This window comes from Chitinophaga flava (genome assembly GCF_003308995.1).
Classification (GTDB): Bacteria; Bacteroidota; Bacteroidia; order Chitinophagales; family Chitinophagaceae; genus Chitinophaga; species Chitinophaga flava.
This window is the reverse complement of the sequence record NZ_QFFJ01000002.1, coordinates 1,595,687-1,607,886: the sequence shown is the minus strand read 5'-3', so window position 1 is coordinate 1,607,886 and position 12,200 is coordinate 1,595,687. Positions and strand designations below refer to the sequence as shown.

Genomic DNA, 12,200 nt, shown 5'->3' with positions numbered 1-12,200 from the left:
ATAGAATCAAGAATGATAGCAAAATGTCTGGAGATTGCAGGCATTTTCAAACACATAAACAATATGTCAAATATTCATGATGACAACTAGAATATAACCACACTCAGTTGCACAAGGTCTTAAAAAGACAGGCTTCTTACAGATCGGTTGGCAAACAGCCAATAAACAATAGGGAAATAAGAGTATCTATTTTGATGTACTTCCTTGGAAGAGTTGGAAAAGACAATAACCTTCTATTTGCTGAGGGATACTTCCAATACTTTTAAGTTGTCAGACTACAAAACCATTCCCATACCTGACCGTTCAAACCTACTTAATAAGCAGAGGAAACGTAACCGTTTCCCCTGCTTGAATTACACAATATTACAGACTTATGTAAACATCATTCTTATCAGGACAAACAGCGTCCAATGATGCATAAGTATTAAAAAGGAAATTCGAATTTGGAGCCAATGTTGCAGCGATAGTAGCAGTGCAAGGACCAGGCACATCGGTGGTATGAATTCTCTGATTAGGCTGAGCTACACTAGATGTAATCGCACCAATAACTGCAACTAAAGCAACAGCTGACAATAAAAATTTAGCCTTGTTCATAATTGTAATATTTGAAGGTATTAATAATAGCCTACTCTTTTTTGAGGGTTTTCGGCACTTCCCTTTATAATAGAATCAACAATGATGGTACCTTTTCAGTGTTGAATTTCTATATATATACTTTATTGAACTACCACATATATTTTGTAACTAAACAATCATTACTGATCTTATACAAAGCTTTAATTTTAATCCTGAAGCATATCAATTACTCTCCAGCATAGACAGCATGCACTTGGCAACTACAGGCTAGGTTGGACTTTATCTACATAACCACTTAACCGTATGATACATTCAGAATCTGGGAAAAGGCATCCACAACTCATACATATTCCAACATCCCTTTTTATAGGCTAAAGTACTCGACGTAATATCGCAAAGGCATATACCCGTTAAAATAAAGCCATTTTTAATCAATTCAATTACTCAAAAAGTTAAACTCCTTATTCACTTAAACCCGCTAATATTTTTTCAACTCCTACAGCATTAAAATAAAGGGTATTCAACTTGTGATCTTTTGAGAATATACTAATATGAGGAAAGCCTTTTACATCATATACTTTAGAGTATTTACGTTCTCTATCTCTTCCAATATGAATATTTGAGTATTTCTCAAGACCATACTTCTTTGAATACATAACCATATTATCTAATGAAGAACTGGTTATGAAGACAATCTGAGTACTCCCAAACCTATTTATATTTTTAAGTATACTCTCGGTTTCCGCTCTGCAAAAATCACAATAAGGATCAAAGTAGATAGCAACTACTGAATTATTTTGTGAAACACTTCTTAAATTCACCAATGTAATACTATCCGTAAGTTGTAGTTCTATTGACGGCATATCTTCTCCTACAACATGTCCATTGTCAAGCAACTTTTCTCTACAGGCGCAAAAAAGAACAAAGAAGGACAAAAGCAAAATCAACTTTACGTTCATTATAAAACTTTTAGTTTATTTACGAATATAGTCAGCTCAAGCACTTACATCCTTAGTTTCTGCGGCGAAGGCCTTCTTAATTATAAAATCAATTAGAATCCAATTAATAGTAAAACATATAACGAGCGGGAAAACCTGAAATCTCAATGCTATCGGTGCAGCAAATACGCTAAAAGCCAAGTTCACTAGCCAGAATAAAACGAATAACACCCAGTTTTGAAAGAATTTACCTTCGGATTTTCTTCCTCCCAAAATCAAAAAAGATAATCCTACCATCACAAAAACTGCATTCATGGCCCCACATATCATCGGATAATAACTCAGGATTTCGACATTTTTACCTGCCAATCGACGATAAACCTTATTAGTGCTATATCCAAACCATCTCTTCGTAATGGGGCTTACTGTATCAACATTAAACCCATATGTTTCAAGAAACTCAACAGGAGGAGCATAATATTTAAGAAAATTTGGCCACAGATATTTCTTTGTAAAGGTCAACGGATACTCTTTAATCAAAGTAGATCCGTACTCTTTTAATAAAGGAGCAACGCTTGCCCACTTCTGAAATTCCTGCTTTGTACTATCATTTTTAAATTCATCTCTCATATATGCCCTTAGTGGGGATTGAGGCTTCCACATATACATAGTATGTACAAGAAACTGCTCAAAGAGATTTTTACGAGTAGAGTCAAAATACCTCCTTACGTCCTGATCCAGTTTTTTAAATTTAACTGGCAAGTTCTTTCGCTGTGCAGAGTCAATATGCCTATATGCTAACAATCCATTACTTGCCATTTGCCAACCTGTGAAAGGAGAAAACTGAAATTTCCCAGTCAATTTCTTATAATGTAAAGAAGTATTCACTACAAATGATCCGATCAACATCATTATAATTCCCACGCCTATGATTTTCTCTTTAATTTTCTCTTTACTGAGAAAGAATGCCAAAACCGAAATAACGGGATAATACATAGCATTATATCTCACCGTAAAAGCCAGGAAAATAACAATAGAATGTATCGCAATCAGCCACATAGAAGGACGATGCAGAATCCAGATCAGCAAAACAAACCAGGTGACACTTAGTGAGAAAAACAAACTATCACTTGACACGTAATTCGCCATATACAAAGATATCGGACTCAATACAGCGGCTCCAATCATAATCACCTTGATCCATTTCCTGGGTTCATAAAAATAGGTAATGGTAAAGATTAGAGATAATACGCTTGCCTGCATAAAAATATATTGGAATGCAACAAGCACAGTATCACTGGATGTAAAGACACTAAACAGCCGCAAAAACATCGAATACCCTACCGGATAAGTATTAATTGAAAGGTTATAGAAAGCCGTTTCCAGATACGCAAAAGAATCCCCACTTATAAACGCAGCATAAGGGTAATAATACTTAAATACACAGAACTCTATAATAATGATTGCCGCGCACAACACAAGAGCAAACCGATTAAACTTATCCTTCAGAAGAAAATCCTTAAACGGAACAGAAGGTGCAGCATTGCTGCTTGTACGTATAAATTCTAATGTTTCTTGCATAATAGTATCATCAGATTTTACGAATAGGGAATTACATTATCTTAACGGGAAAAGAAGTCTTATTATATCAACATTAACAGTTGTTAAGATTACAGGATTCATAAATAAATAATCATTTAATCCGCACTCGGAAGAAACATCCCCGAAGCCAGGATAGAAACATACTTATATCAAAAATCCGGTAATACACACAAGCCTATAATGTATAATCAGAAGGTGATTTAAAGTTTTAAAGATTAATCTAATAACACAGTTTTATTGAGGTTTATGCAACAAATAATAACGGGTTTCCTACAACAATCCGGATAAGAATTTTCCATTCAAACAACTACTAAAGCAGCATAAAAGGTTGCGTCATTACATGGAATATTCTTTATCAGTTCAATGGTTATTTTCTTCATGCAAATTAAGAAACTCCGCAATATACTCCAACAACAACCCGACAACAAAAACCGTAACCTTCTCACCGAAACCGTGGAACAGCTGCCTTTTCATTGCAACTTATATTCACCAGGCCTCTCCTGGAACACCCGATAAAAGGCCCTGGCAAAACTACCGGATGTACTATATCCCAGTGTTATCGCCACCTCTTTTACCTGATGGTCTTCATCTAATAATGTCTTGGCATAGTTCATAGCTTTCTCAAGCTGGTATTGATAGATAGTAGTTTGGTAGAGCATTTTGAATCCTTTTGTAAGTTTGCTTTCACTAAGACCCGAATAACTGACCAGGTGTTGTATATCTATTCTTTTTTGGGGATTTTCGTCTATAAATGATTTGGTCTTAACAATAGCTTTCTCCTGGAACTTTGTAAGTTTCATCAATTATGGTTATGAGGGTATTGGCAATAAATCCGCGATGAACGTTACTCTAAAGCCTGGCTGTAAATCGCAATTAAAAGTTAATGCTTTTTTTGTGGATTTTCAACAATCAGGCACAACTTTTTTAAGCAACCATTTCCGCCTGCACTATAGTCGCATAAGGCATTTCAGTAGTTTAAACAAAACGCGTATATAAGATAGGAATAAATCCTGCCCTATATACGCGCAACTGTCTACGTATACCTAAACAACATCTAGCAAATACAAACGACTAGATCCTTCTTCATATTAACAATGTATACTCCACAAAAAACACTCACATAAATTCGTTAGGAAAGCTTATAAAATAAACAAAAACAGATCGGACCGAAAACAAGCGTTTACGGCCCGACATTAGTGTAACAGTAACTTAGAAATTCTTATACCGAACCTCCAGCAGCGGCGACTGGGATGACACCATAATATTGATAAAAGTGCTCCGCACCTTATAGATCTCCACATCCATACCCTCCCAATTAGGGCCCATTACATTAAAGAGGCTCGTGGGTACCGGGCTGGACACCACACAGTCATTAAAGTATATCTTCACCAGGGATCGGGTGGCATAAAGATTCCCAAACAAATGTGAATTTCCATTCAGCTGGATCGTACAGTTATTAAAGGTTACACTGGCTGTTCCGGCCACAAAGGATAACAGCTCAGGCAGATTATTCAGGGTAATATGTAATCCATCAAAAAAAAGGTCTGTTCCGATAGAAGATATGTTTTGTGGGAAGGAAATTAATCTGACCACTAGTGCCGTTACGAATGACAACGGTCTTGGAGAGATTGATATCATCGGATGCCAGGGAAATATCGCTGATGGCAATGAGTTTTTTATCTATCTGGTAAGGTTTCAAAGCTGCATGGATATCTCCGGATACCGTTGTTTCATAAAATCCAGCCACTTCAATCCCCTTGGGAATGAACAACCCGGCATCCGGCAGATTGTACAACTTAATGGCAGAAGAAGGATCAACAGTCCCGAGTGACAGCAACAGCTGATTCAAGCCTCCGAAATAGATACTACCTCGGGAAAACCCGTGTAGATCCAACAGTGGCTTATCGGGTATGGCCAGGTATCCGAGTCTGTAGTCAAGATGAGGACAATTAATATGCGTATAAGCTACCCTGGTAATACTTTCGATATAGTTATGTTCGATGGCCCCACCGGCATTATTGGATGCAATGCCATTATGCAGCCCCATTTCAATCACACAATTGTTTATACTGGCATTGGATTCTTCCTGATAAATACCGCAGGTTTCCTGGCCAATAAAAAATGCTCCGGTACCGGTACCATTCGGCAGGGAGAATCCAAAAGGCAATCCTGGCTCAAAAGCTCCCTTTTTGATATATTGTCCCGCTACCTCCGTCCTGGTAACCACGCCTGCGGTAATAGTTCTGTAGAGCACAATACCACATATTTCCGGCTGAATAAAACAATCTTCTATCACCCAATCCCAGCTGGCATTGATCACGACCGGAAAATTACCATGGCGGAACATACAATGCCGGATTCTCGAGTTAGTGGCGCCAGAGAGTTTTAGATAACCCATAATATTGGCTCCTTCCTGTTTGAAAAAACTGATGCTGTCAAATTCAATATTAGTGACATAGGAATACTTATGGCTGTCCAGGTCTCCACCGTTAATATAGATACCTGTCTCACGTTGCCGGGTTTGCCAGTTCATATTAGCCGTATCAAACATATAGCCGTTGAAGTTAACCGCCAGCAACACCGATGCCTGATTAGAGGTAGTAATAGTTGATGGAGAGCTCTCACCGAATATTTTTGTATAAGGATTGAGGATAATGGTTTGATGTACTTCAAACACCCCTTTCGGAACATAAACCGATGTTAGCTGAATGGGAGATATCCATGCCCACATGCTACCTTCCACATTAGATGGGTCAAACCAGGGCCGGGAACAATAGTTAATCGCCGCCTGAATAGCCGGAGCATTATCAAAACTGGAAACAGCCCTCGCACCAAACCAGCAAATATTGACAGGCCCACTGTACAAACGTTTCCACCTGCCGGTGGGCTGTCCGGTAACAGGTACAATAAGGCCTGATTCAGGCTGCTCTGCGGACAAGCTGTCCCAATAAAAAGTGCCTGCACCTGCATCACCCAGCTCATAATATCCCAGCAATGTACAGACATCATTAGGTTGCGGTACAACAGCAGCATTTTTCATCGCACTAAGAGAAGTAAATGTCATCACAAATCATTTAAGGTTAACAAATAATCGCTGCAAACATACACGTACAATACGTGTTCTATCTACGTACTATTCACATAAAACCCTCATTACCAATAGTAGTATATCACCCAGGCCTCACTCTGTGAACACCTGCCATCACAGCAACCTTCCCGCATCCTCCAACCACTACACTCCTTATAAATTACCCACTAATAGGTATTGTATTTCCCGCATATAACTGATACTATTGTAATAGTAGTTTTAACCCTGTCCTGTCTACAAGCCCCATCTCTAACCTTTATTCCTTATTTATGAAACACTCTATGCTACTGTTAGCTGCGCTGGTGACCTGCCTTTCCGGGTACAGTCAGAAAACACTGATCTCAAAAGACACGGTGATCACTTATGATTTTCTGGATGCGACTAAAGCCCCCGGAGACTTTCTGATCCTGCACAAGAAAAAGGTAAGGTTCAGGATTATCAATGTGAACCGCTCGTTATATACTTTTAGCTGGGAACAAGCCACCAACAACTATAACACCACTCCGCCTGCGATCTTCTCAACACTCAACAGCCAGGCCCTCCCCGGTGAGGCCAAGTCTGGCAACGAAAGTAAGCAAGCACCTGTACAAAACGGATTCTGGGACAGAATGGCTGACTACAAAAAGAAAGCAGCGTTGCTGGATGAATTATCTACTTTTCAGAGCGATATCAGTTTCCTGCAGAAAAACTGCGCTGACTCCTTTTCTGTAATAGAAGCCTTGGCACTGAAAAAGACCAATACCTTCCTTCTGGGACGCAGACAACCTACTTATCTGGAAGCCATTCATACATTAAGGAACTTTTTGACCTCCAGCGTCCAGGAACTGAAGCAATCCTATGACTCCCTGGCATCATCATTTGATTCCGCCCAGATCAATTTAGCCATCGCCAAAAAAGAAAAGAACGCCAAACCGGATGCCCTTAACGATGACTTCTCCCGCATGAAAGACGCCATGACCAAGGCTACCACGATCCACGAGGCGGTGGTTAAGTACGAAACAACAGGAGGTATCCAGGCTTTATGTAATCAGCTTTTGAGTATTAATGCAGGCAACTTCACCATTTATTCACCGGAATACACTGCTAATGGAGATGACATGACCGTTTCCTTTTCCATAGATCCTAAAGAAACTATGCCCTGCCTCTCCCCTTATGCCAATTTCAAAAAGACAGTAACCGCCAGCGTCAAAGGCGGATGGAAATTTGATTTCAGCACAGGACTGCTACTCAACTTCAGTTTCGGGGATAATCAGTTCTTTGATCAGTCTTACCGGCTCGATTCTGTACCCGGCGACCCTTCTCAGAAGAAGATTATTCAAAACAGCAATAAGAACATTACGATCCCTTCTATTGGGGCATTACTGCATGTATACCGCCGGTCAGGACGGGATTTTAACTGGGGTGGCACCTTTGGTCTGAGCCTCACTAATCAGACGAGACTGAATTACCATGGCGGTCTGTCTGCCATTATCGGAAGCGCACAGCGTATTGTACTGTCTACCGGCGTTACTTTAACACAGGCCAAACTGATCAGCTCTCAATATAAAGTAGACCAGCTTGTCAAAGCAGATCTGCAGCTGGACCCGGTTCCTACAGATAACTTCTACCGGTTGGGATGGTTCTTTGCATTTACGTATAACCTTACCGGTAAATAAACAGGCATATGAAGATTTTCCTTTTAAGCAATATCTGTTTCCTACTGACTTTTTCAGCAGCTGCCCAGAAAATAGTGCCGGAAAAAGGTGGCAAGACGATGACGCCCAGGGATTATATCAGCAAACAGCAAAACAAAACAATTACTGAAAAGGAATTCCGGGATAACTATTTTGTTGCCGATATCGCTGAAATACTGAACCAGCTGGACCTCGGAAAACCGCCTGTCATCATTCCTCAGGAATACCAGAACATGAACATTGCCGCACTGCCTGTCAAACAATTACTCAGACAACGACTGATACTAAGAGATAGTATTGTAAGCATACAATTCGATACACTGTTTCCCCCTGACATCAAAATGCAGTTCACCCGGGAACTAAAATCAGCCTATGATATTGTCAACCTGAAATTGTTGTTGTATAAACGATATACCCAATGCAAACAGCAGGCACCAAATCAACCGGTGGAATTCTACGACGGTTCACTGGGTGTGCCCAAAGCTCTTGTACAGGAGCGTATGGGGCAGGTAGGGCAACTGCAGTGGCTGGAGCGTTTTAGTGGCTTTGATCCCAGGACAGATAAAGTTGGTAAAATGCAGGGACTGCGCTGGGGCAGCGGTTGTATGATTGCCAAAGACCTGTATCTGACCGCCGCGCACTGTGTCAGCAGCCACCAGCCGAACTGGGAAATGCCCATGAAGAAAAACAGGCCACTGCCACCAGCTGAGTTATGCAAACTGATGCGGGTGCAGTTTAATTACGAATACGACCAACGTTTTCCACTAAACGTAAACGGTGAAGGAAGGATAAGGTCCGATACTTGTAGTTATCCGATATTGGAATTAGTAGAATATGGCCCCAATGAAGCGGGAGGTTACGATTATGCCATCCTGCGTCTTGGGAAAGGGGCTGACAGTTCCTGGCCAGGTATTAAGTTTGGCGTCATTCCGCTGTGCAGCAATAGTGAGCTCATAGAAAATGATCCCATCTTTATTATCCAGCATCCCGACGGCATGCCTAAAGTAATAGGGGGAGGCACCGTGAATTTTCTAGATGAAACAACCATCAATTACAGCAATATCAACACCAACGAAGGCTCTTCCGGTTCTCCGGTCATTTCCTGTAAAAGTAAAAAACTCACCGGTATTCATTTTAATGGTGATTGTACCGGCCGAATAGCCGCCAATCAGGCCGTTCGCATAGATGTCATCCGGCAAACATCAAAGTGCCTTCAGCAACTTCCATAAAAAATCCCCCGGCAATAACCGGGGGATTTTCCTTATTACAAGTAACTGTTATCAATAAACGTTGTTAATCGTCAGATCATAGGTGTCTTTGGCATCTGCGATACCGCCCTGTACGACTACTTTTTTTGTAAGCGTAGCCCCGGCGGGCATATTGATATGATACTTGCCATTGCTGTCTTTGGTAACATCCACGGTAACTGTGGCGGCACCGCCGGCAATAGCATAGAGCACAGCTCCGGTGTTCACTGCTGTACCAATAGTGCAGCTGATGCTGATGATTTTTGCAGCAGGACTGGCTACCATCATTTCGGTGGTGCCGAGGGTATACTTTCCTTCACCCAGGTTGCTGTAGAAGGTGATGGTGAGGGCACTACCGGAGAAAACGCCGTAGCTGCCACCGGTACCAACGGTACTGGCAGCAATAGCGGTAATAGTGTTACCGTTGCCACCGGGCCCGGATGTTTGGGAAGATGTTCCTCTCACATAGGTATAAGAGCCCATCTTCCAGCTACCATCTCCGTTGTTGGGAGCATTATCACCATCGTTTTTTTTACTGCAGGAAAATAAAAAGGTAGATAACAATACGAGTAAGAATGGTAAAACTTTTTTCATCGTGACTATTTGGGTTAAAATTTTTCCGGGATATGGTATAAAAGAAAAAAGCCCCGCTGTTTTGCAACAACTGAGCTTAAAGCTTAGCGGAGAGTCAGGGATTCGAACCCCGGGACCTGTTACAGTCAACAGTTTTCAAGACTGCCGCAATCGACCGCTCTGCCAACTCTCCAGTGGCGCAAATGTATAAAAGGAAATGATTTAAAAAAAATTTTCTTCCCGGTTTTTTAAAAAATTTTCTGCTTGGATCATCCGCCCCTGCTAACAAATAGCGGCTAAAATACAACCAATACAGCCATGGTAGCCAATTTGGCCATGACCACATTTTTATCCTTATATAGAAACTTGAATTACAGTCAATTACCTTCTGATAGACGGAAAGCTCCTTTTTATAGCTGTTGGCAGGCGAATGTCCGCATTTTCATTTTCCTTAAATTTAGCGGATGAAGAACATATTCTTTGAAGGACCTGTATTATGGTCGCAAATCGACGCCAATATGCACCTACGCCACTCCGCCTATGCAGACTTTGCAGCACAGGCGAGGCTGGCCCTGCTGGATCAAGCGGGCATGGATGCTAAACAATTTTTGAAACTGCAGATAGGGCCTATTCTGTTTCGTGAAGAACTGTTATACCTACGCGAAATAAACCCGAACGATACTGTAAAGGTCTCCTGTGAGATGACCAAATGCAGGCCCGACGGCTCCCGCTGGTCTATCCGCCACGAAATATTCCGGGGCGACGGCACCAAATCCGCTATTGTCAATGTAGATGGCGCCTGGATGGACACCCGCGCCCGCAAACTGGGCACGCTCCCACCTGAGCTGATGGAAAAATTCAAAGCCATCCCCCGCAGTGAGGATTTTGTGGAAATCAATTCATAATCTTTCAAGGATAAAAGTTACCCTTCCGGCAATATTGGTTTTAGGGACCACCAGCAGTTCATAACCGCTGGCGGTATACGCTGCGGTCATGGCCTCGTAGGTGGCCACTGCCGTAGCATAATCCTGCCGCCGCTCTGTATCCCCCTGGTAGATCTCTTCCCAGGGTGGAAAGATGAATACGCGCTGATTATACCGTAGCTGTACAGCATATTGTAGTAATGCTGCCGGCACCGGCAACTGCTCCAGTCTGGAATAGCCTACCAGGTCCGGGATGCCACGGTCAAAAAACACCGGCCTGTCGCCGGCTGTTACTGATTCAAAGTCCTGCAGGGCTGTACTGAGCATCCTGTCGCGGAACAATACCTTATCTACCCAAGGCAACGCCTGCCCTCCACCAGCCATCTGTTCCTGTATAATCTGCCTTCCGGATTCCGGCACTACCGGATATCCTGATTGCTGTAGAGCTGTAATCACCGATGTTTTGCCCGCACCCGGGCCACCGGTAAATACATACCCGTTTTGTTTAGTCATAAATAAATTGTGAATTAAAAAAGAGAAAGCCTAATTCAGTAGGACATTATAATATTCTCAAAGATAACAAACAATTACTACAGTAACATCCACGTTAGCTCAGGGCTTCAGCCCATATAGCCCAGGGCTAAAGCCCTGGGAAAAAGGAAACAAACAATGGACGAACATCAATCATCCGCAGATGATAGCTTTGGGGAACAATAATGGAAACAATCGGGGAACAAATAACGGTGAGTTAAAAACAACAGACGGGTGGGTCCTTGCTGCTCTGCGTTCATTAGTAAATACCCGGTTTGCCGGATGTTACTGGTTTGGTACTGGAAAACTGACGATCTGATTCCAGCGCTCTGATAAAAGGCAGATCGTTTTGCAGATATGCTCTGGAAGACTGTTCCAGGTAGTTGTCCATTTGAAAAAATTTAGCGGCTCTGGTAGCACCCAGCAGCTTGTTCATCCGCCGGAAATAACGCATCTGCAGTCGGCCAAATTCAAGATCATTATTAATTAGTTGTTTGGTCAGACTATTCATCTTCTTTTCATCAAGACAGGTGAATTCTTCGTTGTACATCTTTAGTAAAGCAATACGTTCAGTCAGCCAGGGACGTTTTTCATCTTCGTACTCCAGGAAAGCGGCAGTAAAAGCTTTTTGTTCTACAGGTGAGATCTGCAGGAACTCATCAAATAATGCACCTTTGTCTTTTCCAAAGATCTTTGTAACCAGATCGGGCTCACTATACACCAATGAGTCGGCGTAGGATGGCGATGACGTTTGGGAGAAGGATTCTAGTCCTGCAATGAGGACCATCAACAAACAAATCGATTTTTTCATGTTACCTGGATTTTTAAGTGTTATCGGCAATAACTGCACGCTCGCTGCGAAACGTTCATTTCTCAGGTGGTTTTTCATTATAGTAACAAATGCACATCTCGACAAATATCCCTGTTCCGTACGTACCTACGGCTGGTATATTCCTAGCGTTGCGGCTGCAGTAGTTATTTAACAATATCTCATTTAAATTTCTTGAAGATGTACCGACTGTATCTGTCAGAACACCGGCCCTTGAGGA

At 41.8% G+C, this 12,200-nt stretch carries 12 protein-coding genes and 1 tRNA gene; 3 read left to right on the top strand and 10 right to left on the bottom strand.

The annotated features are described in order from the left end of the window. Positions 1-363 precede the first annotated feature (363 nt). The 6 genes from DF182_RS32150 to DF182_RS22760 all read right to left on the bottom strand — a co-directional run bounded on the left by DF182_RS32150 (position 364) and on the right by DF182_RS22760 (position 6,180). Positions 364-594, bottom strand: coding sequence for a hypothetical protein (locus DF182_RS32150; RefSeq protein WP_147243511.1), 231 nt, complete (start codon positions 592-594; stop codon positions 364-366). Positions 595-1,037: 443 nt separating this feature from the next. Beyond that, positions 1,038-1,535, bottom strand: a complete 498-nt coding sequence (locus DF182_RS22780; protein ID WP_113618093.1) for a peroxiredoxin family protein — start codon at positions 1,533-1,535, stop codon at positions 1,038-1,040. Between the two features lie 36 nt (positions 1,536-1,571). Then, complete coding sequence (locus DF182_RS22775; protein ID WP_113618092.1) at positions 1,572-3,095, bottom strand: hypothetical protein; 1,524 nt, start codon at positions 3,093-3,095, stop codon at positions 1,572-1,574. Positions 3,096-3,586: 491 nt separating this feature from the next. Continuing rightward, positions 3,587-3,916 carry a helix-turn-helix domain-containing protein gene (locus DF182_RS22770; RefSeq protein ID WP_113618091.1) on the bottom strand — a complete coding sequence of 110 codons (330 nt, stop codon included), beginning with the start codon at positions 3,914-3,916 and terminating at the stop codon, positions 3,587-3,589. Between the two features lie 409 nt (positions 3,917-4,325). Then, positions 4,326-4,505 (bottom strand): hypothetical protein, encoded by a 180-nt coding sequence (locus DF182_RS32470; protein ID WP_161964226.1) that lies wholly within the window; start codon positions 4,503-4,505, stop codon positions 4,326-4,328. 142 nt (positions 4,506-4,647) lie between these two features. Next, a complete protein-coding gene (locus tag DF182_RS22760; RefSeq protein ID WP_113618089.1) occupies positions 4,648-6,180 on the bottom strand; it encodes a glycosyl hydrolase family 28-related protein in 1,533 nt (510 codons plus the stop codon). Between the two features lie 293 nt (positions 6,181-6,473). Between DF182_RS22760 and DF182_RS22755 the strand changes: the two genes are divergently transcribed. Then, entirely contained in the window at positions 6,474-7,859 is a 1,386-nt protein-coding gene (locus tag DF182_RS22755) for a hypothetical protein (protein ID WP_147243509.1), read from the top strand. 8 nt (positions 7,860-7,867) lie between these two features. Continuing rightward, a complete protein-coding gene (locus DF182_RS22750; RefSeq protein ID WP_113618087.1) occupies positions 7,868-9,106 on the top strand; it encodes a trypsin-like serine peptidase in 1,239 nt (412 codons plus the stop codon). A gap of 51 nt (positions 9,107-9,157) precedes the next feature. Here DF182_RS22750 and DF182_RS22745 read toward each other — a convergent pair whose 3' ends face one another. Together DF182_RS22745 and DF182_RS22740 are read right to left on the bottom strand one after the other, a co-directional pair. Continuing rightward, positions 9,158-9,718 carry a hypothetical protein gene (locus DF182_RS22745; protein ID WP_113618086.1) on the bottom strand — a complete coding sequence of 187 codons (561 nt, stop codon included), beginning with the start codon at positions 9,716-9,718 and terminating at the stop codon, positions 9,158-9,160. Positions 9,719-9,805: 87 nt separating this feature from the next. After that, a tRNA-Ser gene (locus tag DF182_RS22740) sits at positions 9,806-9,890 on the bottom strand. 271 nt (positions 9,891-10,161) lie between these two features. Between DF182_RS22740 and DF182_RS22735 the strand changes: the two genes are divergently transcribed. Further along, complete coding sequence (locus DF182_RS22735) at positions 10,162-10,602, top strand: acyl-CoA thioesterase (protein WP_113618085.1); 441 nt, start codon at positions 10,162-10,164, stop codon at positions 10,600-10,602. On the opposite strand, the gene DF182_RS22730 is transcribed toward DF182_RS22735, so the two are convergent. Next, positions 10,597-11,133, bottom strand: a complete 537-nt coding sequence (locus tag DF182_RS22730; protein ID WP_113618084.1) for an AAA family ATPase — start codon at positions 11,131-11,133, stop codon at positions 10,597-10,599. The two genes, DF182_RS22735 and DF182_RS22730, sit on opposite strands and share 6 nt — an antisense overlap. A 277-nt stretch (positions 11,134-11,410) precedes the next feature. Next, positions 11,411-11,962, bottom strand: a complete 552-nt coding sequence (locus DF182_RS22725; protein WP_147243508.1) for a hypothetical protein — start codon at positions 11,960-11,962, stop codon at positions 11,411-11,413. Positions 11,963-12,200 lie beyond the last annotated feature (238 nt).